Raw genomic sequence first — 23,379 nt, 5'->3', positions numbered from 1 at the left:
TGCCGATGCTAACGGTCCGACGCCACCCAATTGCCGTGGAAGCCGTGCGGAACCCGGACCGGAATATGCACGGTCGCAACGGGTGCCAGGCTGGCGGCATCGAGCAGCACCAGATCGCTGCGGTTCTCGGCACGGTCGTAGACGAAACCCATTACCACGCCATCGTTCTCGTCGGCGTCCGGTCCGGACGGGACGAAAACGAACTCGCCGGGTTCGCGTCCGGGCCCGAAGCCGATCCGCTCGGCTTTGCCGTCGCGCACGTCGTGGCGCAGGATGGTGGCCGGTGCCGCGTCCGGTTCCGCTGGAAGGCTGACGGTGTAGCCGTACCGGTGCGGCAGGCCGGTGAGTCGATCGTCGACGCGCGGGAACTCCTGGGCAGAGTCGTCGAGCCGCTGCTCGTGCACCTGGCCGGTGCGAAGGTCGATGGTCCAGCGGTCCAACGTGATCGAGTCGGTGAACAGCCGGTCCCCGGTGGTGAACACCGCGGGGTGCCGCACGACATCGAGCACGATCTGCTCGCCGTCGGGCCCGGTCTGGTCGTACCCGTTGAGGGCGTGGAACACGTAGCACGGAGCCACGTCGAACCACCGGATGTCGGCGGCTGAACCCTCACGCGGCAGCACCCCGATACGGGCACCATGCTCCGGTGCCCACCGGTAGGGCATCGACGTCGTCGGAAGCGCAGCGCGTTCGGATCCGCGCATCGCCGCACGCAACACGAAGTCCGGAGCCGCGTGCCGGGCGGCGAATCCGGTCAGCAGTCGCGCCGCGGCCCGCGCCGGGGCGCTCTTGACCATGGTCGTCAGGTCCAGCAGGACCGGCAGGTCATAGATCACGACGTACTTCTCGGTCAGGGTGAAATCGTGCATCATCGTGTGCGCGGGCAAAGCGATGTCGACGGTGCGCCGGACCCTGCCGTCCACGCCGGTGACTGAGTAACTCACCAGGTTGCCGCGCAGCGGATTGTACGAGACGGCGTGCAGCTCACCGGTTTTCGGATCGTGCTTGGGGTGCGCGGTGAAGCCGCCGAACAGGGTGCCGCAGAAATCGGACGGCCCCACCGTGTCGAGTTCCTCGGTGAGCTCATACGGCCGCGCACCGGCCTCGGTGATCACCAGCGTCTTGCCGGCATGGCCGATGATGTTGGTGTTGGCCGGGAAATCGAATCCGCCGGCGTGCGCGCCGCCGGCCCATTTCTCACCGAGTTGACGGGCCACCGACGCCGACCGTACCCAGCGGTTCCGGTACCAGGTCGCCGCGCCGTCGCGCAGCCGGATCCCGTGCGCCATGCCGTCGCCCAGGAACCAGTGATGGTGCTGCGGATCGGGAGCCCGCAACGGGTTGGGTCCGGTGCGCAGATAGCGTCCGTCGAGATACTCCGGAATGGTTCCGGTGACCTTGAGGTCGGTGACGGTGACCTCGTCATGCACCGGTGCGAAGTTCCCGCTCAGAAACGGATGTTCGGATTCCTGCTGAACCGCTTCGGTAGTCATACCCCTACGGTGCCGCTTCGGTCGCTTCCGCGCGACGACTTCACGACTGATTCGTCTGTCAACCGAATGGTGGACAGGGGAATCACGCCGTGGCGCGCAGGCTCAACGAGAGCAGCAGTCGCACATCGGCATCGTTGAGTGAGGCCCCGAGCAGTTGCTCGACCCGGCGAATCCGGTAGCGCACGGTGTTGGGGTGCACGTGCAGATGCTGTGCCGCCGCGGCGACATCACCGAAGCAATCCAGATACACGCCCAAAGTTTCGGCGAGCACCGGTTCGTCGGCCCGCAGCGTCCGCACGCGCGGATCGATCAGCCGTTCGTCGGCGGCGATGGCGGTGACGATCTCGTCGAGCAGCACCGTGGTGCGCGCCTCGGCCAGTGAGGTGACCGCGCCCAGGGTTCCGGGGTGGCGCTCGGCGGTGTCGAGCACCCGGTCCACGTCGGCGCGGGCCGCCGCTGCGCCGGACAACCCGGCCACCGGGCTGGCGATCACCGCGTGTAGCTGCAGCCCCAACTCGGTGCGCAGCGACGCCACGGTGCCCCGTACCCACGACGTCACCGCCTTGCCGGTGCTGGGCAACAACACATACACCCGTGACCCCATCGAGGCCATCTGTGCGTCATGGCGAAAAGCGCTGGCGCTCAACGCCAGGACATCAGCCAGCCGCGTGCCCTGGGCCCCTCCGGGGCCGGATGCCGTGGCCCAGCCGCTGAAACCGATCACCGCGGCCCGGCCGTCGGTGGCCACCCCGAGTTCCCGGGCGATCAACTCCACCTCGACCGGAGCCCCGGCCTCGCCCAACCCCAACAGTTCCTGCACCCGTACGGCATGTGTCGACGGCGCCGCGGCCAGCCGGGCCATGATGCGCGCGGCCAGCACGGCGGCACCGCGCAGCACCTCGTCGGCATCCTCAGCCAGCGGGCGGCTGCCCTGTTGCACCCAGATGGTGCCGACGAAGGCCGCTGCCCGCCGCTCGTCGACCGTGGGTGCGAAGATGCCGATCGCCAGTCGGGGGCGCAACCCCAGCTCGGGCCGCTCGGCCACCCGCACCGCCTCCGGCCGCGACCGCAGCGCGTCGAAGATGCCCCACTGGGCGATCCAGGCCAGATGCTCCGGCGGGCCCGCCCGGCCGAGAATCGACAACCGGCGCAGCTCATCGGCCTCGTCGCTGGAGGCCGAATACGCCAAGACGTGTGATTGGGCATCCTCGATGCTGACCATGCCGTGCGTGCGTTCGGCCACGGACTGGGCCAGGCCGAAAAGGTCGGTGCCCGAATCGTGCAGCGCGCCGTCACTGTGGTGCTCGAAGACATGGTTGACCAACCGGTACAGCCGCTCCCACCTGGCGCGCGGATCGACGGCCACCACCGCGGTGCCTGCCGCCACCGCACGTTCGACGACGGCGCCCGACGGCTCCTTGATGAAGATTGCAGCGGGCACCCGGCGCGCGGTCTGCTGCTCGACCCAGCTCAACGCGTCGGCCTCGGAGACCCCGAGCAGGAAGAACACGTCGGCGGCGCCCGCGGACGGGGCCAGGCCCAGACGCACGTCATCGGAATCGATCAGCGCAGCCGAGGCCACCGGCAGATCCAGGCCGCGAGGCGCCTGAACCAGCCGGACCAGCGTGGCATCCAGCGCCAACAGCAGTTGGCCCAGGCTGACACCGGTGGTGCTCACATTGTCTGATTCTACTGATACATGTGGTCAGGCTTGTCGAATCAGACAAGTGTTACGTGGGTCACGTCGGGGATTCTTGACTCATGGATGCCATCACCGACGTGCCCTCGCCGGCCAACGAGCCGGTTCACGACTACGCACCGGGCTCGGGGGAACGTGCCCGGCTCACCACCGCGCTCGGCGAGCTTGCCGGCGCCCCGATCGACCTGCCGCACGTCATCGGCGGCAAGCACACGATGGGCGGCGGCGCGCGCATCGACGTCGTGCAACCGCATCGCCACAGCGCGAAGCTGGGCACCCTGACCAACGCCGAACACTCCGATGCCAGTGCGGCCGTCGACGCCGCGCTGGCCGCCAAGAACGACTGGGCCCGGATGCCGTTCGACGAACGCGCCGCGGTGTTCCTGCGCGCGGCCGACCTGCTGTCCGGACCGTGGCGGGCGAAGATCGCCGCGGCCACCATGCTCGGCCAGTCCAAGAGCGCCTACCAGGCCGAGATCGACGCCCCCTGCGAGCTGATCGACTTCTGGCGATTCAACGTCGAGTTCGCCCGCCAGATCCTGGCGCAGCAGCCCATCAGCAGCCCCGGCATCTGGAACCGCACCGACCACCGGCCGCTCGAAGGCTTCGTCTACGCCATCACGCCGTTCAACTTCACCGCGATCGCCGGCAACCTGCCCACCGCGCCCGCACTGATGGGCAACACCGTGGTGTGGAAACCCTCGCCCACCCAGACCTTCGCGGCCTACCTGACCATGCAGCTGCTCGAGGCCGCCGGGCTGCCACCCGGGGTGATCAACCTCGTCGCCGGCGACGGGATCGCGGTGTCCGATGTGGCACTGGCAGATCCGCGACTGGCCGGCATCCACTTCACCGGATCGACCGCCACCTTCCAGCACCTGTGGCGTGAAGTGGGTGCGAACATCGACCGCTACCACACCTATCCACGACTGGTCGGCGAGACCGGCGGCAAGGATTTCGTCGTCGCACACTCCTCGGCCCGCCCAGATGTCCTGCGCACCGCCCTGATTCGCGGTGCCTTCGACTACCAGGGGCAGAAATGCTCGGCCGCCTCGCGGGCCTTCATCCCGCGCTCGGTATGGCACCAGATGGGCGACGATTTCCTCTCGGCCACTTCGGAACTGAAATATGGCGATGTCACCGACCTGACCAACTACGGCGGCGCCGTGATCGACGAACGCTCCTACGCCAAGAACGTCGCGGCGATCGAGCGGGCGAAGGGCGCCGCAGGCGTCACCATCGCCGCCGGCGGCGAATATGACGACAGCGAAGGCTATTTCGTGCGGCCCACCGTCCTGCTCTCCGACGACCCGACCGACGAGGCCTTCTCCACCGAGTACTTCGGACCGATCCTGGCCGTGCACGTCTACCCCGACGCGGAGTACGAACGCATCCTCGACGTCGTCGACACCGGCGCCCGCTACGCCTTGACGGGTGCGGTGATCGCCGACGACCGCGCCGCGGTACTGACTGCCCAAGACCGGTTACGCAACGCGGCAGGCAACTTCTACGTCAACGACAAACCGACCGGCGCCGTCGTCGGCCAGCAGCCCTTCGGCGGATCTCGGGCCTCGGGCACCAACGACAAGGCCGGCTCCGCGTTGAATCTGTTGCGCTGGACTTCGGCCCGCTCCATCAAGGAGACGTTCGTGCCGCCCACCAACCACACCTACCCGCACATGGAGGCCTGAGATGGGTGTGTTTCAGCGGGTTGCCCGCCCGGCGATCCTGGCCGCCTCGCACTCGCCGCGGCTGCGCCACACGGCCGAACACCTCCCGATCACCCGCAAGGTGGTGGACCGTTTCGTGGCGGGGGAGACCGTACCCGAGGCGCTCGACACCGTTGGTGCGCTGCGGGATTCGGGCCGCTTCGTCAGCGTCGACTACCTCGGCGAGGACACCACCAGCAACGACGATGCCGAACGCACCGTGCAGGCCTACCTGGCGCTGCTCGACGGATTGGCGCGCCGAGGTGACGTCGATGCGGCAGTGCGGCCGCTGGAGGTGTCACTCAAACTCTCCGCGCTCGGGCAGGCATTGCCCCGCGATGGCGAGAAGATCGCCTACGAGAACGCGCACACCATCTGCGCCAAGGCCCGCGAAGTGGGGGCATGGGTGACCGTGGACGCCGAGGATCACACCACGACCGACTCGACCCTGTCGATCGTGCGGGACCTTCGGACCGAATTCGACTGGCTGGGAACAGTTCTGCAGGCCTACCTGCACCGGACCGAGGCCGACTGCCGTGAGTTCGCCGCATCCGGAGCCCGGATCAGGCTGTGCAAGGGCGCCTACGACGAACCCGCCGCGGTGGCATACCGCGACGCGGCGGAGGTCACCGACTCCTACCTGCGATGCCTGCGGGTGCTGATGGCCGGGTCGGGCTACCCGATGGTGGCCTCACATGACCCGGAGGTCATCGAGGCGGTACCGGCGCTTGCCGACGAATTCGGCCGCGGCGTGGACGGTTTCGAGTATCAGATGCTCTACAACATCCGCGATGCCGAACAACGCCGGCTCGCCGAGGCGGGCAACCATGTGCGGGTGTACGTACCGTTCGGCAACGAGTGGTACGGCTACTTCGTGCGGCGGCTGGCCGAGCGTCCGGCCAACCTGACGTTTTTCCTGCGGGCCCTGGCCGAGCGGCGCTGAGCCCCAACCTCAGCCGGGACTCAGGTCGTAGGCGACCTTGAACTTGTTGAGCAGATACGGCCCTGACACCACCGGCTCATACTTCGGTGGACTGTCGGTTGTGGCGCAGGTGGGAATGCACTCGATGACGGCGTCGTAGTTGGGCTGGTGGAAGAACGGGAGACTGAACCGCTCGGCAGTGGGTGCTCCCGTGCTCACGACGCGGTGCACGGTGCTGACCCACCGGTCGTTGGTCCACCTGGCCAGCAGGTCACCGATGTTGATGACGAAGGAGCCCGGAACCACAGGAACGTCGAGCCACTCGCCGCGATCGCCCCGAACCTGTAGTCCGCTCTGGGATTCGTCCTGCAGCAGGATCGTGAGGTTGCCCCAGTCGCTGTGCCGGCTCAGTCGGATGTGGCCCGCCGGTTGATCGTCAGCAGGGTAGTGGTTGGCCATCAGGTTGGAGTTGTGCCGGTCGATGAAGGTATCGAACCAGTCCTCGCGCAGGCCCAGGGCCAATGCGAATAGTCGCGCCAGTTCGGTGGCAAGCGCTGCCATCTCGTCGTAATAGCGTTGGTAGGCGGTGCGGAATCCCGGCGCCTCGGGCCAGCGTTCGGCGACGGGCACGCGTTCATCGGTCCATCCGGGCCCGTCGAACCCCTCCGGGTTGCCGAGCGGGATGTACACGAATTTCTCGACGCGGTCAGGTGATTCGTGCTCGGCCGCGTGATCGGCTCCGTCGTTGGTGGCCGCGAGGTTGCCTGCGCTGCTGAACCCGCGGGCCAGCGGATCAGCGGGATCCGCCCTCAGCTGCTCCTTGACCGCCTGCGGGAGCGAGAAGAACTCGCGCAGCGCGCGATTGACATCGTCGATCACGGCATCGGGCACTCCATGGCCGGCAAGCAGGAGAAACCCGCTGCTTTCGCAGCACCGGCCGATGGCATCGGCCACCGCCTGACGTTGGCGCGTGTCGCCATTGCGCGCACTGCTGATATCGATCAATGGGACGAAGCCGTCTCGGAGGACAACTTGGTCGACTATCACCTCTGGTTGACTCACGCGCTCGACGCTAGAACCTCAACCTAAGTTGATGTCAATGATGAATCCCGCTCTCGCGCAACAGCAGAAATGCCAACGCGGCGATCGACTGGGCATCGGTGATCTCGCCGTCCCGGATCATCTGGTCCAGTTCCGCGCGTGAGAACCACGCGCTGTGCATGTCCTGTTCCTCGTGCTCGCGTTCGTGCTCACCTTCGGTGAGACCCGTCGCCAGGAACACCCAGCCCCGCTGACTGCTCATTCCGGCAGCCACGTCGAGCTGGCCGAGCCGTTGCATGCTCGCCGCACGCAGGCCGGTCTCCTCACGGAGCTCGCGGTGGGCCAGTGCAGTCGGGTCCAGGTGTTCTTGTTCGGGTGCGGTGCCCTGCGGGAACTCCCAGCGACGCAGCCCCAGCGGGTACCGGAACTGTTCGACGAGGTGGAACCGATCCCGATCGGCGTCGTACGGAATCACCAGGGCGTACGTCGGCTTGTCCACCACGGCGTAGACGCCGGTGCTGCCGTCGGGCCGGACGATCGCATCCTCGCGCAGCGTCAACCAGTTGTTCCGGTACACCTCGCGCGTCGCGGTCTGTTGGATGGTGGCCGTCAGGCGGGTACGTAATCGCGTTGACGCGATGTCATCGGCGTTCTCGATATCGTCGGCGAGGGTGGCGGCGAAGTCGACCAGACGCACTACGTCGACGCCGTACGGCGCCGGTCGGTTGACGAGGGCAAGCCGCGCCGACGCCCGCCTCAACAGGGCCGCGGCACCAGTCCGGTTGCCGCGTTGCACATGGGTGATGCCCACCGCCAGCTGTGCCAGCCCCTGCCAGAGCTCACGTTCGTGCTCCGGGCCGTTCTTCCACGCCGCTTCGAGCACTTCGTGCGCGCTGAACGCCTGACCTCGGTCGAGCAGATCCTGGGCGTAGACCAGAGTTTCACCCGGAGGGAGATCCAGGTCGTCGGGAATGCGTGCGACGCCGTCACTGCCGTAGGGCAACGGCCGGCCAAGTGCGTCACGCGGGCGAGTGCTGCGCGGCCGGCCGGAGTCGTCGCGGTCGCGTCCAGCTGTGCCCATGGGCACCAGCCTCGCGCCAACTTCGCATCCTGTCGAGTGCGTGGGATCACCGGGCGGCACGCCGGTAGCCTCACAAGAGTGTTGCTGGCCTCCCTGAACCCCGCGGCCGTCGCCGCCGGCGCCGAGCTCGCCGACGCCGTTTCCATCGACGGTGCCGTGTTGAGCCGCAGTGATCTCGTCGGCGCCGCCACGTCGGTGGCCGAGCGCGTCGCTGTCGCGCAGCGTGTCGCCGTCCTGGCGACACCGACCCCGACGACGGTCCTCGCCATCATCGGATGCCTGATCGCCGGCGTGCCGGTGGTCCCGGTACCCGCCGACGTCGGCACGGCAGAGCGTCGGCACATCCTCGCCGACTCCGGAGCCCAGGCCTGGCTGGGGGAACGGCCCGAGGAGGCCGAGGGACTGCCGCACATCCCGGTGCGGCTGCACGCCCGGTCCTGGCACCGCTATCCCGAGCCGCCGCCGAATTCCACCGCGATCATCATGTACACCTCCGGGACCACCGGGGCGCCCAAGGGCGTGCCGATGAGCCGCCGGGCCATCGCCGACGACATCGACGCGCTGGCCGCGGCGTGGCAGTGGACCGCCGACGACACCCTGGTGCACGGCCTCCCGCTGTTCCACGTGCACGGTCTGGTGCTGGGCCTGCTCGGCTCGCTGCGGATCGGAAACCGCTTCGTACACACCGGGAAACCGACACCGGCCGCGTACGCACAGGCGCAGGGCACGTTGTACTTCGGGGTGCCGACGGTGTGGTCGCGGATGGTCAAGGATCTCGACTCCGCGCTGGCCCTGTCGACGGCGCGGCTGCTGGTCTCCGGCAGTGCGCCCCTGCCGGTACCCGTGTTCGACGAGTTGGTGCGGCTGACCGGACGTGCGCCCGTGGAGCGCTACGGCAGCACCGAATCGCTGATCACGCTGAGCACCCGGGTCGACGGTGAACGCAGGCCCGGCTGGGTCGGGCTGCCGCTGGCCGGGGTGCAGACCCGCCTCGTCGACGACGACGGCGCCCCGGTGCCGCACGATGGCGAGACCATCGGACGGCTACAGATCAAGGGCCCCATGGTGTTCGAGGGCTACCTCAACCGGCCCGAGGCCACCGCCGACGCCTTCGATCCCGACGGCTGGTACCGCACCGGCGACGTCGCGGTGGTCGACGCCGACGGCATGCACCGCATCGTCGGACGCGAGTCGGTGGATCTGATCAAATCCGGCGGGTACCGCATCGGTGCCGGTGAGATCGAGACCGTGCTGCTGGGTCATGACGGTGTCGACGAGGTCGCCGTGGTCGGGATGCCCGACGATGATCTCGGGCAGCGCATCGTCGCGTTCGTCGTCGGCAACGCTGCCCCCGGGGCTCTGATCGAGTTTGTCGCCCAACAACTTTCAGCACACAAGAGGCCCCGGGAAGTGCGGTTGGTGGACAGCCTGCCACGCAACGCCATGGGTAAGGTGATGAAAAAGGAACTGGCGCAATGGGACTGAGATTTTCGGAGATCTGCATTGACGCGCACGATCCCGAAGCGTTGGGAGCGTGGTGGTCGCAGGTGCTCGGCTGGCCCCGGCACACCGACGCTGAGGGAGATGTCCTGCTGACCCCGCCGCCGGGTGCCGGCCCGACCTGGTTGTTCACGGCCGTGCCAGAGGACAAGGTAGTCAAGAACCGTCTGCACCCGGATTTCACCCCCGATGATCAGCGGGCCGAGGTGGACCGGTTGATCGCCCTGGGTGCTCGCCACGTCGACGTCGGGCAGGGCGAGGAGACCTGGGTGGTATTGGCAGACCCTGAGGGCAACGAGTTCTGCGTGCTCGCCGCCGAGTAATTCATCTCCGCGAGAGTGCGTGTCTGCTGGTCAACGCGCCGCAGACCTGCAGCATTGTGCGCACACCCACTCGAGCTGTCCGCAACCTGACCCGCTGCAGGTAACACACGCGTCAAAACTCAAGCGGCGGTACCCGTATGGGAGCTGCCTAGTCCGGGAGTTGGCGATCCAGCGTCGAATACCGTGAGGCGTATGGTGGGACATGCAAGGGCGTGGGTTGGCCCGCCGATCGGTGATGTCAACCTTGAGTCCTGGTACTGCACGTCGACGCCTTTGGCTGAAGTCGAGGGTCGGGGAGGCGGGTAAGGAGGAGACTCCACATGAATCTGAAGAGAGCCGCTGGAACGGCATTCATTGCATGTGCGCTCGGCGCTGGATCCCTGGGACTGGGAGCGGCGTCAGCGCAGGCTGATCCCGGTCACGGCCCGAACATTCCGTGGATTCCGGGCCCGGGTTGGGTCGACTGGAATCCAGGCGTCAACTTGGGCCCGCCCGGACAGGTCAAGAAATGGTGCCCCTGGCAATCCCCGCCCGGTCACTGGATCGGTGGCCCGCACGGGATCCCGTGCACCTGAGCCGTTTTGATGTGCCGAATGTTGGCTCGTGTGTCACCTTTTCGCGAATAGTGACACACAAGCCGACGTTCGGCGGGGAAATCTAGTTGGCGTGCAGCGCCTCGTTGAGCGTGATGCCGGTGCCGTCACGCTTGACTACCTCGACCGCGCCCGAGAGCGAGTTGCGGCGGAACAGCAGGTTGTTGGCCCCGGAAAGCTCGACGGCCTTCGTGGTCTGGCCGTCCGCCGTGGTGACCTTGGTGCCGCCGGTGACATAGAGCCCGGCCTCGATAACGCAGTCATCGCCGAGTGAGATGCCGAGGCCCGCGTTGGCGCCCAGCAGGCAGCGCTTGCCCACCGAGATCACCTCCTTGCCGCCACCGGAGAGCGTGCCCATGATCGACGCGCCGCCACCGATGTCGGAGCCGTCATCGACCACCACACCCGCCGAGATCCGGCCCTCCACCATCGAGGTGCCCAGGGTGCCGGCGTTGAAGTTCACGAAGCCCTCGTGCATGACCGTCGTCCCCGCAGCCAGGTGCGCTCCCAGGCGGACGCGGTCGGCGTCGGCGATCCGGACGCCCGACGGCAGCACGTAGTCGACCATGCGGGGGAACTTGTCGACGCCGTAGACGGCGACGGTGCCACGACGACGCAGCTTGGCCCGGACGCTCTCGAAGCCGTCGACCGCGCAGGGGCCGAAGTTGGTCCACACCACGTTGGTCAGGAGGCCGAAGATGCCGTCCAGGTTGGCGCCGTGGGGCGCGACCAGACGGTGCGACAGCAGGTGAAGGCGCAGCCAGACATCGTGCGTGTCGGCGGGCTTGTCTGCAAGGTCGGTGATCGTGGTGCGTACTGCCACCACCTCGACACCACGGTCGGTATCGGGGCCGGTCAGGCTCGCGAAATCGGCGGGGATGTCGTCACCCGTCAGCTTCACCGTGCCGGCCTCGCCGGAGGCGCTCAGCTCAGGGGCGGGAAACCAGGTGTCCAGGACGGTCCCGTCGGCGGTGATGGTGGCCAGGCCGACGCCAGATGCTGCAGTCACGTTGCTACACGGTACTGGACTAATGTCGAGGACTGTGGCGCACTCTTCGGCTCTTCGCGCAAGCGGCTCATCGCTGGATTTGACTGCCGATCCGATCGCGCTGACCGCTGCCTTGGTGGACATCCCCAGCGAGTCACGTCATGAGCAGCGCATCGCCGACGAGATCGAAGCTGCGCTGCGCGCGCAGGCGCCGTGGTTCGAGGTGGTCCGCAACGGCGACGCAGTCCTGGCCCGTACCGACCTGGGCCGCCCGTCGCGAGTACTGCTGGCCGGGCACACCGACACCGTGCCCGCTGCCGACAACCTGCCCAGCCACATCAAGAACGGCGAGATGTGGGGCTGCGGCACCTCGGACATGAAGTCGGGTGACGCGGTGTTCCTGCACCTGGCCGCCACGATCGCCGAGCCCAGCCACGACATCACCCTGGTGATGTACGACTGCGAGGAGATCGAGTCCAGCGCCAACGGGCTCGGCCGCATCGAACGCGAGCTGCCGGACTGGCTCCAGGCCGACGTCGCGATCCTCGGCGAACCTTCCGGCGGCTTCATCGAGGCGGGCTGCCAGGGCACCATCCGCGTCGTCGTCGGCGCCGCCGGCACCCGCGCCCATTCCGCGCGATCGTGGCTGGGCGACAACGCGATTCACAAGCTCGGCGCTGTTCTGGACCGGCTCACGGCGTATCGGCCTCGCAACGTCGACATCGATGGCTGCGTGTACCGGGAAGGGTTGTCGGCGGTCCGTATCGACGGTGGCATCGCCGGCAACGTCATCCCCGACGCCGCATCGGTGACCGTCAACTTCCGATTCGCGCCCGACCGCAGCGTCGAGCAGGCCGTCGCCCACGTGCACGAGGTGTTCGACGGCCTGGACGTCGACATCGAACTGACCGACGCTGCCGAAGGCGCCCTGCCCGGGCTGGCCAAACCCGCCGCGGCCGCGCTGGTGGCCGCCGCCGGGGGACAGGTTCGCGCCAAGTACGGCTGGACCGACGTGTCGCGGTTCGCCGCGCTGGGGATTCCCGCGGTCAACTACGGGCCGGGTGACCCCAACCTCGCGCACAAGGTCGACGAGCGGGTGGACGTAGCCGCGATCACGGCGACCACCGACATGCTGCGGCGCTACCTGACGTGAGCACCGTCCGCGTCGACAGCTGGATCTGGGCCGTGCGGATCACCAAGACCCGGTCCGCGGCTGCGGCCGCCTGCCGCGGCGGACACGTCCGGGTCAACAACGTGCCCGCCAAACCGGCCCAACACGTGAGCCCGGGCGACGAGGTGCGGGTCCGGTTGGACGGACGCGAACGGATCGTGGAGGTCATCCGCCCGATCGCCAAACGCGTTGGGCCCCCGGTGGCCTCCGAGTGCCTGATCGACCGCAGCCCGCCACCGCCGCCCAAGGAGATCGTGGCGGCGGTTCCGGTCCGCGATCGAGGTGCCGGAAGGCCGACGAAACGTGAACGGCGTCAACTGGATCGGCTGCGCGAAACGTTCTGAACCGGAAATGGGTTGCATGCGTGCGTACTATGGGTATCGCATCTGCTGTCAACCGAGGTGGGCCGAAAACATGCTGGGATCCAAGGACAACGAAGAGGTCATCTCCGGGTAATCCCGGCTCTTCGTTCTGCATTCCTGTCCCACTATGCGGTGCCTGTTGCCCGCATCACCTTGGAGTACCAGCATGTCTATCGTCTTTTCCCATTTGTCGTTCTCCTGGCCCGATGACATCGAACTGTTCTCGGACCTGTCATTTTCCATCGGCCCCGTCCGCACCGGGCTGGTGGCACCCAACGGCGCCGGAAAGAGCACGCTGCTCAAGCTGATTGCCGGGGAGTATCGACCCTCATCAGGCTCGGTGACGGCCGACGGCGCCGTAGGCTATCTGCCCCAAAGTCTGCCGTTCACTGCCGATCTCACCGTGGCTGCGGTGCTGGGGATTTCCCCGGTGCTCGATGCATTGGCAGCCTTGGCCGCCGGTGACGCCAGCGAGGAGGTGTTCACCACCATCGGCGATGACTGGGACATCGAGGAACGCTCGCGTGCCCAGTTGGACCGGCTTGGGCTTGACGACCTGGCTCTGGACCGCCGGTTGGGCACCTTGTCCGGCGGGGAGGTGGTGTCGCTGGGGCTGGCGGCCCAACTGCTGAAGCGGCCCGGCGTTCTCCTGCTCGACGAACCCACCAACAACCTCGACAGCGACGCCCGGCACCGCCTGTATGACGCGCTCGACAGCTACACCGGGTGCCTGCTGGTGGTCAGCCATGACCGGGTGCTGCTGGACCGGATGGATCAGATCGCCGAGCTGTACCGCGGTGAAATGATCTTCTACGGAGGCAATTTCACCGCGTACCAGGAAACCGTGGGGGCGGCGCAGGCGGTGGCCGAGGGCAATATCCGCAACGCCGAACAGCAGCTGAAGCGCGAGAAGCGGCAGATGCAGGAGGCGCGTGAGCGGGCCGCTCGACGTTCGTCCAACGCGGCACGCAACGTCAAGGATGCCGGGTTGCCGAAGATCGTGGCCGGCAAGCTCAAGCGCGATGCGCAGGAATCGGCGGCCCGCGCCGATGACGTGCATGCCAAACGTGTTGGTGACGCGCGCAACCGGCTCGACGAAGCCGAACGAATGTTGCGTGATGACAAAGTGATCGCACTTGAGCTACCCGACACCGTGGTGCCCGCTGGACGAACGCTGTTCGCCGGAGACGGGCTGCAGATCAGCCGAGGCGGACAGAAACTGTTCGCCGACAACGGTATTGGTCTGTCCATTCGCGGTCCGGAGCGCATCGCCCTGATCGGCCCCAACGGGGCGGGCAAATCGACCCTGCTGCGGATCATCGACGGCGCGCTGGAACCCGACTCCGGCACGGTGCAACGGGTCGACGGGCGCATCGCCTCCCTGTCGCAGCGGCTGGATCTACTGGCCGAGGACCGTACGGTGGCCGAGAGTCTGGCTGCGGCCGCCCCGAGCCTGTCGCACACGCGGCGCATGCATCTGTTGGCGCAGTTCCTGTTTCGCGGCGACCGCATCCATCTGCCGGTCGGGGCATTGTCGGGAGGGGAGCGGCTGCGGGCGACGCTCGCCTGCGTGCTCTACGCCGAACCCGCGCCTCAGCTACTGCTGTTGGACGAGCCGACCAACAACCTCGATCTGGTCAGCGTCGGGCAGCTGGAATCGGCGCTGGACGCCTACCGGGGGGCTTTCGTGGTGGTCAGCCACGACGAACGGTTCCTGGAGGCGATCGGCATCGACCGCTGGCTGCGGCTGGACGGCGGTGAGTTGAGCGCTACTGCCGCCGCGGGTTGATGTTGTGGACCTGGGTCGGTACCACGCCGACGCCATAGCCGTCCTCCGACTGCACACCGGCCGCGGCTCGATCGCCCAGTCGTTCGTTGTGCCCGACGGCGCTGGCGCCGGCCTCGGCCCGGCGGTCGGGCTCACCGTCGTGTTTGCGGTGCTCGGCGTCGTTCTTGTCGTCTTTGCCGTCGTGCTTGCCGTCGTGCGGATCCGCCGGGCCGCCGTCGGAGCCGTCACCCTGGCCGTCCCCGGGCCCCTGATGGCCGGCGGCGTTGGCCTTGATGGCGTCCTCGGTCCCCGCCCCGCCGACGTCGGCCGCCGTGGCCGCAGCGTCACCGCCGCCTCCGGCCGCCTGGGTGGCGGCTTCGACGATGCCTTGCACTCCCTGCATGACCTGCTGGGGAACCTGTGTCGCGGCCTGGGTCAGGCCTTGCAGTGGTTGAGTGACCGACTGCATCATCTGCCCGGCCATCTGGCTGAATTGGCCCATCATCTGGCCCGCACCGTCGGCGCCGCCACCGCCTGCTGCTGGAGCACTGCCCCCGCCGGCTCCGGACGCCGAGGAGCTTCCGCCGAGCGCATCGGCCTGAGCCTTGAGCCGCTCGGCGGCGGCCAGATCGCCACGCTCGTAGGCCTTCGACGCCTGGCCGAGCAAATCGGCCATCCTGCCGGCGGCCACCTGGGTGGCACCGAGGGCGCCATCCCGGGATGACATGGCGCCAGAGGATGCGCCCTGCACAAAAGATCCGATGGGGCCGTGGCTCGATGCGAGATCCGATGGACCCGAGAACGCATTCTTGAAGTTGTTCATGTCGTCACTGACGCTGCCGACGACCCCCTGCAGGCCGGTGATGGCGCCCGTGTTGGCGACGAACTGGTTCATCGAGCCCCCTGGAAGATCCGTGCGGTCTAACAGCGCATTCTACGTCCGGTCTCGGTGGCTGCTGCGCGGCGATTCGTCGGTCCCTCGTCCTGCGACCTGCGTCCGTCCATCGATGCCACTCACGTAGAAGCCTGGCGTTCCGCGTCCCCGGCGGCCGCGAGCATCCCGACGTCGCGGTACCGAGCCGAGACGTCTTGCAACGCCGCGCCATCCCCGGCGGCCAGCGCACGCGCATGGTCCAACGTCAGCTGCCCGAACGCGCAATCCAGATCCGCCCTGGCCAGTGCGTCGCCGACGCGGGTATCACCCAATCGGACGCCGTCGTGCAAGGCCCGAAGCATCACCGCGGATTGTTCGCCGCGCTCAGCGGCTTTGGCGGCCTCGCGGGCCGCGGTCACCGCACCCACCGAATCCTTGCGGGCATTGCAGGTCCAGGCCCGGGCCAGGGCCAGCTCCGGCGCGAACAGCATCGACTTGAGCCCGTGCCGGGATTCCGCGCGGGACAGTGCCTTTCCGGCTTCGACCGGCATGCCCCGTTGCCCGAGCGCCTGGGCCAACAGCATCCAGGCCAGCGGGCCCCACGAATATCCGGTCGGTGCCAACGCGGCAGTTGCCTTGCGTAACAAGGCAATCGCCTCGTCGAACTGACCGCGCACCAGCAGCACGTCAGCCATCAGCACCTCGCCGACGGCGCGGCCGGGCTGCAGCAGTTGGGTGAAATCGGTGATCCGCTGAGCCAGATCCTCGGCGCGGTCCAGCTGGCCGGTCATCAGGAGCGCCGTGGTTTGGCCGAACCCGCTGGTGAACCGCAGCAGGCCCGGATGCCCTGCGGCCAGTGCGCGCTCCGCCATCGGGTCCACCCGGTCGAAGGCGCCGAGGCGCGCGCAACTCAGCGCCGCCGTCGACCCCGCCCAGCCGACCGCGGTGTCATCGGCCGCGGGGGAGGCCAGCACCTCAAGCGCCAGCCCCAAAGCACGTTGCGGCGCACCGGCATTCATCGCAAAGGTCGCCGCCAACGCGTCGAGCGTGGTCTGGGCCCTCGGTGTCGACACCCGTCGGCGGGTGGCCCTCAAGAACGCCGTGGCGCGCTCGGGTTCTGACAGCATCCAGAACTGATTGGCCGCCTGCGGCAGCGCCCACGCCATCAGTTGGTCCTCCGACAGGCCGGCCGGGTCTATCTGTCCCAACACCGCATCGGCCTCGCGGCCGCGGCCTTGCCAGGCCAACGCGTACGCCAAAGTCAGCAGTCCCGTGAATTCACCACCGGACGCTGTCGCGGCCCGCGCCAGCCGTTCGCTCAACTCCAGGTCGCCCAACCGCAGCGCCTCGCCGGCCGCGCCGACGAGTTCGTCTACGGGCAGGGACACGTCGCTGTCGAGGGCCAGCACCGCCACCCGTAATCGGTCCACGACGCCGGGCCGTGGCGCTGTGGACAACCGCTCGACCACCGTATTGCGCAGCCGCCGCAGGCCGGGCCCGCCGATGGTGGCCCGCATGGCGCTCAAGAACAGTGGATGCACGCAGTGCACCAGGTCGTCGTCGACGCGGACAACACCGCTAAGTTGGGCCGCCTGCACGGCATCGGCGCTGGTCAGTGCCGTCAGATCGGTGAGTGGCAGCGGATCGTGCACCGCCAGCTGTCGCAGGACCACGGCCACGTCGTCGGGCAGGTCGGCGAGAAACGTGTCGACCTGATCGGCCAACCGGGCGTCATCGTGGCCCGGTGGCGACATCTCGACACGGTTCACCAGCCGGTCGCCCCACAACGCCGCGACGTCATTGGGCGCCTCTGCGGACGCGGTCACGATGAGTTTGGCCGCGCCGCTCACGGTGAGTTGGTACACGAGCGCCGCCGACAAGCGGTCCAGCAGGTGCGCGTCGTCGACGACCATCAACAACTCGGATCCGAGCGCCTCACGCGCGGCGCGCATCACGTCGGCGGTCCTGCCCGCCGAGGGGATGTCGATCAGGTGCGCGACCGCCGCAAACGGAACTGCCGCAGCCGATTCCGTGCCGGTGATCCACAGGACGCGACGGAAATCCGGCGCGAGGTGTTCGGCCGCGGTCCGGGCCACTGATGTCTTGCCCACCCCGGCTGGGCCCAGTAATGCGGCGCCGCAACGCTCGTGCAGGCCCGCCTCCAGGCCGTCGAGCGCGCGGTCACGCGGTGCGATCACCCAGTCGACAGCCATCCACCGAATCCTATGGTGGGCAGTCGCCTTTCAACGCCGAATCGACATCCGGGTGCGCCGAGATCGCGTCGTCCATACCGCATTCAGCGATGATTCGTCGGATGCTCGACTGTGCGGTGACGAGCCGCACGATGACTCCTTGCTGGCGGCTGTCGACGGCCTGCTTGGCCAGGGCGACCAGCGCCCCGCAGCTCATGAAATCCAGGGAACCGCCGTCGACGATGAGCAAGGAATTCTCGGGAGCGGCGCCGGCGGACTCGCCGAGCATGCGTTCCCAGGTCGATTCGTTGTGGGCATCGACCTGTCCGAAGACCTGAACGACGAGGCCTTCGGGTGCGGTGTGAGCTATCCAGTGCAGCTCATGATCGTGCTGGTTCGATTCCACGGTGCAATCGAGCATAACCGGATCGGTTTACGTTGTAAACAGCGCTGCTCAATGCCTGTTCAGCCAGGTTTCGATGCGGTCGAGCAGGGCCTCCAACGCTTCCTCGAACTCATCGGTGCTGTGATCCTCGGCCAGCATCGGCTGGAGCCGACGCAGGTTCGGGTAGTCGGCCAGGGACGTATCGGGCCGCGGCTCGTCGTTGAGAGCCGCTTCGTCGGGGCTGAGCCTGACCCCACGTGCCGACACCTCGAGCAGCAACTGCCCCACCAGGAACGTGGTGTACGTGCGGTAGGCAGCCACGGCCGCGTCATCGTCGAACCCGTAGGAGATCAGCGTCTCCAGGAAGGTCTCCATCCAGCGCAGGCTGCGCAGTGGCGGCCGCACCCAGGGGGCCTCCGGCGCCTCGGTCGCCACCAGAGGGAACACCTCGGGATGGTCAAGGGCGATCTGCCGCACACCGTGACCCAGCCGCAGCAGGAAGTCCTGCCAACCGTCCTCCTGCCGGCGCGCGGCGAGCTGATCGGCGTAGAGGCGGTCCACGATGTGGTTGACCACGCCGGTCAGGAGGTCGCCCCGGCTGTGCACATAGCGGTACAGCGCCATGGCTTCGACACCGCAGGCCGTGCCCAGCCGTCGCATGGTCAGCTTGGTCAGACCTTCGCGATCGATCAGCTCGATCGCAGTGTCCAGGATGAACTCGCGGCTCAACCGTGCCGGTTGATCGTCGTAGTCAGTCATCGCCGCCTTCAGTCACCAGGATCGCCCTCGGAGTTCCGTTCAGTCTCCCCGCGGGGGTGGGCTGAGTCCATCACCCAACGGACATCGCCCACCCGACATCGGCGGTTCACCAGCACCCTCTAGGTTGTGTGCGTGTCCGGTGAATCTGACCGCGAGTTTGCGGTGTGTGTCTATTGCGCCTCGGGTCCCACCCATCCCGAGCTGCTGGCCTTGGCCAGTGAGGTTGGAGTGGCGATCGCCAAGCGCGGATGGACGTTGGTCTCCGGCGGCGGCAATGTCTCGGCCATGGGTGCGGTGGCGCGGGCGGCGCGCTCCAGCAACGGCCGCACGGTCGGCGTGATCCCCAAGGCGCTCGTTCACCGCGAGCTCGCCGACGTGGACGCCGCTGAACTGGTGGTCACCGACACCATGCGGGCGCGCAAGAAGGAGATGGAGGACCGCTCCGACGCGTTCATCGCGCTACCCGGCGGCATCGGCACGCTGGAGGAGTTCTTCGAGGCCTGGACGGCGGGCTACCTCGGGATGCACGAGAAGCCGGTGGTGCTGCTCGACCCGTTCGGCCACTACGACGGATTGTTGAACTGGTTGCGCGGGCTCGTCGCCTCCGGTTACGTGAGCGAGGCGGCCCTGGATCGGTTGGTCGTGGTCGACGAGGTCGCCGCCGCGCTCGAGGCGTGCGAGCCGGTTACCTAGAACCGGCGGTAACGGCGGTTACCAGGCGCGGCTATGGTGTTGGCCACACGAGAGCCATCTCGAGACCCATAACAACGCGCAGGGGGACACCGCATGACCGACCAGAAATCGGGCACCAGGAGCAGCGTCGGCCTACTCGACCTCGCCAGCCAGGTACCCGGTCTGCTGATGGATGCGCCGGTCATCGTGCGGGGTGTCGTCACCGGAATGATGGCCCGTCCGACCGCCAAGACGTCGATCGGCAAGGTCTTCCAGGAGCGGGCCGCCCAGTACGCCGACCGGGTTTTCCTCAAGTTCGGCGATGAGCGCATCACCTACCGCGAGGCCAACGAGACGGTCAACCGGTATGCGGCCGTCCTCGCCGCCAAAGGCGTCGGCCACGGCGACGTGGTCGGGGTGATGCTGCGAAACTCGCCCGATGCCGTTCTGCTGATGCTGGCGGTCGTCAAGTGCGGCGCCGTCGCAGGCATGCTCAACTACCACCAGCGCGGCAAGGTGCTGGCCCACAGCATCGGGCTGCTCAACGCCGCGGCAGTCGTGGCCGAATCCGATCTGATCGAGCACATCACCGAATGCGGCGCCGAGGTCAACGGACTGATCACTGTCGAGGAGCTGCGTCGGCTGGCGGCCACCGCGCCCACCACCAACCCGGCCAGCGCGTCGGCGGTCCTGGCGAAGGACAAGGCCTTCTACATCTTCACCTCGGGCACCACCGGCATGCCCAAGGCCAGCGTCATGACGCACTACCGCTGGCTGCGCGCACTGGGTGGGTTCGGCGGCCTGGGGCTGCGCCTGCGCAGCGATGACACCCTGTACTGCTGCCTGCCGCTCTACCACAACAACGCCCTGACCGTCTCGGTCGGTTCGGCGCTGAACTCGGGTGCTGCGCTGGCCCTGGGCAAGTCGTTCTCGGCATCCCGCTTCTGGGACGAGGTCATCTCCTACGGCGCGACCGCCTTCGTCTACATCGGCGAGATCTGCGGTTACCTGCTCAACCAGCCGCCCAAGCCGACCGACCGCGCGCACAAGGTTCGCGTCATCGTCGGCAACGGACTGCGCCCGGCCATCTGGGACGAGTTCACCCAGCGGTTCGGCATCCCGCGGGTGTGCGAGTTCTACGCCGCCAGCGAGGGCAACACCGCCTTCGTCAACGTCTTCAACGTGTCGAAGTCCACCGGCATCTGCCCGAGCCCCGTCGCCTTCGTCGAATATGACGCCGACAGCGGCGAACCCGCCCGCGGCGCCGACGGCCGGTTGCGCAAGGTCAAGCGCGGCGAGCCGGGCCTGATGCTGTCCAAGATCAACGCAATGCAGCCGTTCGACGGCTACACCGACAAAGCCGCCAGCGAGAAGAAGCTGGTCCGCAACGCCTTCAAGGAAGGCGACGTCTGGTTCAACACCGGCGACCTGATGCGCTCCCAGGGCCTGGGCCACGCCGCATTCGCCGATCGGCTCGGTGACACATTCCGGTGGAAGGGCGAGAACGTGGCCACCACCGAGGTCGAGGCCGCGCTCGCCGGGCACCCGGCCGTCGACGAGTGCACGGTGTTCGGGGTGGAGGTGCCCGGTGCAGGCGGCCGCGCCGGCATGGCTGCTCTGCAGCTCAAGGCCGACCACGAGTTCGACGGCAAAGAGGTCGCCGACGCGTTCTATAGCCACCTGCCGTCCTACGCCGTGCCGCTTTTCGTCCGCGTCGTCTCCGAACTGGCGCACACCTCGACGTTCAAGAGCCAGAAGGTCGACCTGCGCAAGCAGGGCTACGGCGCCGACGTCAAGGACCCGCTGTATGTGCTGGCCGGCCGCGAGGAAGGCTACGTGCCCTTCTACCCCGAATACGCCGACGAAGTGACGGCCGGTAAGCGGCCCAGGTAAGTAGGCGTGCCGATTTCTACTTCCGGGTCACCGATCGCGTCGGGGCACGACCCAGAGGTAGAAATTCGCGGCGGATGCCGCACCAGGCACTATGGAGGCGTGTTGTCGACGAGCAATGGCCTGTTCTGCGGGCGCCCGGTCGCGGGTGACCGTGCGCTGATCATGGCGATCGTCAACCGGACGCCGGACTCGTTCTACGACCGCGGCGCCACCTTCACCGACGACGCCGCCAAGACCGCGGCGCAGCGTGTGATCGATGAGGGCGCCGACGTCATCGACGTGGGCGGAGTAAAGGCCGGCCCGGGCAGCATGGTCGACGCCGACGAAGAAATCGCCCGTGTCGTGCCGTTCATCGAATGGCTGCGCAGCAGCTACCCCGACCAGTTGATCAGCGTCGACACCTGGCGTGCGGCGGTGGCCAAACAGGCCTGTGCGGCCGGGGCCGATCTGATCAACGACACCTGGGCCGGCGCGGATCCGGGTCTGCCCGAGGTGGCGGCCGAATTCGGTGCCGGTCTGGTGTGCTCACATACCGGCGGCGCCGTGCCGCGCACCCGGCCGTTCCGGGTGAACTACGGGATCACCGAACGCGGCGTCGTCGACGACGTCATCGCCGAAGTGACCGCCGCGGCCGAACGAGCGGTAGCAACGGGTGTGCCACGCGACCGGATCTTGATCGATCCGACCCATGATTTCGGTAAAAACACTCATCACGGTCTTAGTTTGTTGCGTCACGTAAAAGATCTTGTTAAGACCGGATGGCCTGTGCTGATGGCACTGAGCAACAAGGATTTTGTCGGGGAGACTCTGGGTGTGGATCTGACCGAACGCCTGGAGGGCACCCTGGCCGCGACGGCATTGGCCGCCGCGGATGGAGCCGCCATGTTCCGGGTACATGAGGTCGGACCCACACGGCGCGTGCTGGAGATGGTCGCGTCGATCCAGGGAGTGCGGGCACCCGCACGAACAGTGAGGGGACTGGCATGACCGCTCTGCCTGATCTGTCTTTCGTCGACGGCGTTATCGGCCACCGCTGGCTGACCGACCACAGCTGGAACCGGCCGAGCTGGACGATCGCCGAGCTCGAGGCCGCCAAGGCCGGCCGCACCGTCTCGGTGGTGCTGCCCGCCCTCAACGAGGAAGAGACCGTCGCCTCCGTCGTCGAGACCATCACCCCGCTGCTCGGCGGACTGGTCGACGAACTGATCGTGCTCGATTCGGGATCCACCGACGACACCGAGATCCGTGCGGTCGCCGCCGGGGCCCGAGTCGTCAGCCGTGAGGTGGCACTGCCCGAGATCGCGCCGCAGCCGGGCAAGGGTGAGGTGCTCTGGCGGTCGCTGGCCGCCACGACCGGCGACATCATCGCCTTCGTCGACTCCGATCTGATCGACCCCGACCCGATGTTCGTCCCCAAACTGCTCGGTCCGCTGCTCACCGCCGACGGTGTGCACCTGGTCAAGGGGTTCTACCGGCGGCCGCTCAAGGTCAGCGGCGCCGAGGACGCCAACGGCGGTGGCCGGGTCACCGAGCTGGTGGCACGCCCGCTGCTGGCCTCGCTGCGGCCCGAGCTGAACTGCGTGCTGCAGCCGCTGGGCGGCGAGTACGCGGGCACCCGCGAACTGCTGACCTCGGTACCGTTCGCCCCCGGCTACGGCGTGGAGATCGGGCTGCTGGTCGACACCTACGACCGCCTCGGCCTGGACGCCATCGCCCAGGTGAACCTCGGGGTCCGGGCCCACCGCAACCGCCCGCTCACCGAGCTGGCCTCGATGAGCCGGCAGGTCATCGCGACCCTGTTGTCCCGCTGCGGGATTGCCGATTCCGGGGTGGGGCTGACGCAGTTCTACGCCGACGGTGACGACTTCACCCCGCGGGTGTCGTCGGTCTCCCTGGCCGACCGGCCGCCGATGGCGACCCTGCGGCCGCGCTAGATGTCGCATGCGTGAGGCAG

General features: G+C 67.7%; 19 protein-coding genes and 2 pseudogenes. 11 read left to right on the top strand and 10 right to left on the bottom strand.

Annotated features, from left to right (window positions below; genetic code table 11):
* Nucleotides 1-8 precede the first annotated feature (8 nt).
* Together AB0I14_RS28185 and AB0I14_RS28180 are read right to left on the bottom strand one after the other, a co-directional pair.
* On the bottom strand, nt 9-1,493 hold the full coding sequence (locus tag AB0I14_RS28185) for a carotenoid oxygenase family protein (RefSeq protein WP_358028957.1): 1,485 nt from the start codon (nt 1,491-1,493) through the stop codon (nt 9-11).
* 82 nt (nt 1,494-1,575) lie between these two features.
* A complete protein-coding gene (locus tag AB0I14_RS28180; protein WP_358028955.1) occupies nt 1,576-3,171 on the bottom strand; it encodes a helix-turn-helix domain-containing protein in 1,596 nt (531 codons plus the stop codon).
* An 83-nt stretch (nt 3,172-3,254) separates the two neighbouring features.
* On the opposite strand from AB0I14_RS28180, the gene pruA reads away from it, so the two are divergent.
* A complete protein-coding gene (gene pruA / locus AB0I14_RS28175) occupies nt 3,255-4,883 on the top strand; it encodes an L-glutamate gamma-semialdehyde dehydrogenase (RefSeq protein ID WP_358028953.1) in 1,629 nt (542 codons plus the stop codon).
* Between the two features lies 1 nt (nt 4,884).
* Nucleotides 4,885-5,844 carry a proline dehydrogenase family protein gene (locus AB0I14_RS28170; protein WP_358028951.1) on the top strand — a complete coding sequence of 320 codons (960 nt, stop codon included), beginning with the start codon at nt 4,885-4,887 and terminating at the stop codon, nt 5,842-5,844.
* Between the two features lie 9 nt (nt 5,845-5,853).
* On the opposite strand, the gene AB0I14_RS28165 is transcribed toward AB0I14_RS28170, so the two are convergent.
* From AB0I14_RS28165 to AB0I14_RS28155, 3 genes and pseudogenes are all read right to left on the bottom strand, one after another.
* Nucleotides 5,854-6,885: a 2OG-Fe(II) oxygenase family protein gene (locus AB0I14_RS28165; protein WP_358028949.1), complete on the bottom strand. Its 1,032-nt coding sequence runs from the start codon at nt 6,883-6,885 to the stop codon at nt 5,854-5,856.
* Nucleotides 6,886-6,919: 34 nt separating this feature from the next.
* Nucleotides 6,920-7,477, bottom strand: a complete 558-nt coding sequence (locus AB0I14_RS28160) for an NUDIX hydrolase (RefSeq protein ID WP_358029068.1) — start codon at nt 7,475-7,477, stop codon at nt 6,920-6,922.
* Nucleotides 7,469-7,945: pseudogene (locus AB0I14_RS28155) on the bottom strand (DUF309 domain-containing protein); the annotation flags it as partial. The pseudogene AB0I14_RS28155 and the gene AB0I14_RS28160, both read right to left, overlap by 9 nt.
* 78 nt (nt 7,946-8,023) lie before the next feature.
* On the opposite strand from AB0I14_RS28155, the gene AB0I14_RS28150 reads away from it, so the two are divergent.
* Nucleotides 8,024-9,430, top strand: a complete 1,407-nt coding sequence (locus tag AB0I14_RS28150) for an acyl-CoA synthetase (protein ID WP_358028947.1) — start codon at nt 8,024-8,026, stop codon at nt 9,428-9,430.
* Nucleotides 9,421-9,768, top strand: coding sequence for a VOC family protein (locus AB0I14_RS28145; RefSeq protein WP_358028945.1), 348 nt, complete (start codon nt 9,421-9,423; stop codon nt 9,766-9,768). Before AB0I14_RS28150 ends, AB0I14_RS28145 begins: the two co-directional genes overlap by 10 nt.
* A 657-nt stretch (nt 9,769-10,425) precedes the next feature.
* On the opposite strand, the gene dapD is transcribed toward AB0I14_RS28145, so the two are convergent.
* Nucleotides 10,426-11,394: a 2,3,4,5-tetrahydropyridine-2,6-dicarboxylate N-succinyltransferase gene (gene dapD, locus AB0I14_RS28140; RefSeq protein WP_358029065.1), complete on the bottom strand. Its 969-nt coding sequence runs from the start codon at nt 11,392-11,394 to the stop codon at nt 10,426-10,428.
* Here dapD and dapE point away from each other — a divergent pair.
* From dapE to AB0I14_RS28125, 3 genes and pseudogenes are all read left to right on the top strand, one after another.
* On the top strand, nt 11,393-12,502 hold the full coding sequence (gene dapE, locus AB0I14_RS28135; protein ID WP_358028942.1) for a succinyl-diaminopimelate desuccinylase: 1,110 nt from the start codon (nt 11,393-11,395) through the stop codon (nt 12,500-12,502). The genes dapD and dapE overlap by 2 nt on opposite strands.
* Nucleotides 12,499-12,861, top strand: a pseudogene (locus tag AB0I14_RS28130) (RNA-binding S4 domain-containing protein); the annotation flags it as partial. The gene dapE and the pseudogene AB0I14_RS28130, both read left to right, overlap by 4 nt.
* A gap of 187 nt (nt 12,862-13,048) precedes the next feature.
* A complete protein-coding gene (locus AB0I14_RS28125; RefSeq protein ID WP_358028939.1) occupies nt 13,049-14,671 on the top strand; it encodes an ABC-F family ATP-binding cassette domain-containing protein in 1,623 nt (540 codons plus the stop codon).
* Here AB0I14_RS28125 and AB0I14_RS28120 read toward each other — a convergent pair.
* From AB0I14_RS28120 to AB0I14_RS28105, 4 genes are all read right to left on the bottom strand, one after another.
* Nucleotides 14,652-15,545 (bottom strand): type VII secretion target, encoded by an 894-nt coding sequence (locus AB0I14_RS28120; protein WP_358028937.1) that lies wholly within the window; start codon nt 15,543-15,545, stop codon nt 14,652-14,654. The two genes, AB0I14_RS28125 and AB0I14_RS28120, sit on opposite strands and share 20 nt — an antisense overlap.
* A gap of 119 nt (nt 15,546-15,664) precedes the next feature.
* Nucleotides 15,665-17,737, bottom strand: a complete 2,073-nt coding sequence (locus AB0I14_RS28115; protein WP_358028934.1) for an AAA family ATPase — start codon at nt 17,735-17,737, stop codon at nt 15,665-15,667.
* Between the two features lie 10 nt (nt 17,738-17,747).
* Nucleotides 17,748-18,122, bottom strand: coding sequence for an anti-sigma factor antagonist (locus tag AB0I14_RS28110; RefSeq protein ID WP_358028931.1), 375 nt, complete (start codon nt 18,120-18,122; stop codon nt 17,748-17,750).
* Between the two features lie 48 nt (nt 18,123-18,170).
* Entirely contained in the window at nt 18,171-18,860 is a 690-nt protein-coding gene (locus AB0I14_RS28105; protein WP_358028928.1) for a TetR/AcrR family transcriptional regulator C-terminal domain-containing protein, read from the bottom strand.
* Between the two features lie 132 nt (nt 18,861-18,992).
* Between AB0I14_RS28105 and AB0I14_RS28100 the strand changes: the two genes are divergently transcribed.
* The 4 genes from AB0I14_RS28100 (at nt 18,993) to AB0I14_RS28085 (ending at nt 23,359) form a co-directional block, all read left to right on the top strand.
* On the top strand, nt 18,993-19,553 hold the full coding sequence (locus AB0I14_RS28100; protein WP_358028925.1) for a TIGR00730 family Rossman fold protein: 561 nt from the start codon (nt 18,993-18,995) through the stop codon (nt 19,551-19,553).
* A gap of 93 nt (nt 19,554-19,646) precedes the next feature.
* Nucleotides 19,647-21,425 carry a long-chain-acyl-CoA synthetase FadD6 gene (fadD6, locus tag AB0I14_RS28095; RefSeq protein WP_358028922.1) on the top strand — a complete coding sequence of 593 codons (1,779 nt, stop codon included), beginning with the start codon at nt 19,647-19,649 and terminating at the stop codon, nt 21,423-21,425.
* A 162-nt stretch (nt 21,426-21,587) separates the two neighbouring features.
* Entirely contained in the window at nt 21,588-22,412 is an 825-nt protein-coding gene (gene folP / locus AB0I14_RS28090; protein ID WP_358029062.1) for a dihydropteroate synthase, read from the top strand.
* 35 nt (nt 22,413-22,447) lie between these two features.
* Nucleotides 22,448-23,359 carry a glucosyl-3-phosphoglycerate synthase gene (locus AB0I14_RS28085; RefSeq protein ID WP_358029059.1) on the top strand — a complete coding sequence of 304 codons (912 nt, stop codon included), beginning with the start codon at nt 22,448-22,450 and terminating at the stop codon, nt 23,357-23,359.
* The last annotated feature ends 20 nt before the right edge of the window (nt 23,360-23,379 follow it).

Source organism: Mycobacterium sp. NPDC050441 (assembly GCF_040655355.1).
In the GTDB taxonomy this organism is placed as follows: domain Bacteria; phylum Actinomycetota; class Actinomycetes; order Mycobacteriales; family Mycobacteriaceae; genus Mycobacterium.
Note: the sequence above shows the minus strand (reverse complement) of the source record. Positions and strands in the feature narration are given on the sequence as shown.

Bases quoted from the DNA above. Each gene is read 5' to 3' on its own strand.
- AB0I14_RS28170 (WP_358028951.1), top strand. From the start codon at position 4,885: ATGGGTGTGTTTCAGCGGGTTGCCCGCCCGGCGATCCTGGCCGCCTCG.
- AB0I14_RS28145 (WP_358028945.1), top strand. From the start codon at position 9,421: ATGGGACTGAGATTTTCGGAGATCTGCATTGACGCGCACGATCCCGAA.
- AB0I14_RS28120 (WP_358028937.1), bottom strand. From the start codon at position 15,545: ATGAACCAGTTCGTCGCCAACACGGGCGCCATCACCGGCCTGCAGGGG.
- AB0I14_RS28115 (WP_358028934.1), bottom strand. From the start codon at position 17,737: ATGGCTGTCGACTGGGTGATCGCACCGCGTGACCGCGCGCTCGACGGC.
- folP (WP_358029062.1), top strand. From the start codon at position 21,588: ATGGCGATCGTCAACCGGACGCCGGACTCGTTCTACGACCGCGGCGCC.
- AB0I14_RS28185 (WP_358028957.1), bottom strand. From the start codon at position 1,493: ATGACTACCGAAGCGGTTCAGCAGGAATCCGAACATCCGTTTCTGAGC.
- pruA (WP_358028953.1), top strand. From the start codon at position 3,255: ATGGATGCCATCACCGACGTGCCCTCGCCGGCCAACGAGCCGGTTCAC.
- dapE (WP_358028942.1), top strand. From the start codon at position 11,393: ATGTCGAGGACTGTGGCGCACTCTTCGGCTCTTCGCGCAAGCGGCTCA.
- AB0I14_RS28125 (WP_358028939.1), top strand. From the start codon at position 13,049: ATGTCTATCGTCTTTTCCCATTTGTCGTTCTCCTGGCCCGATGACATC.
- fadD6 (WP_358028922.1), top strand. From the start codon at position 19,647: ATGACCGACCAGAAATCGGGCACCAGGAGCAGCGTCGGCCTACTCGAC.
- AB0I14_RS28105 (WP_358028928.1), bottom strand. From the start codon at position 18,860: ATGACTGACTACGACGATCAACCGGCACGGTTGAGCCGCGAGTTCATC.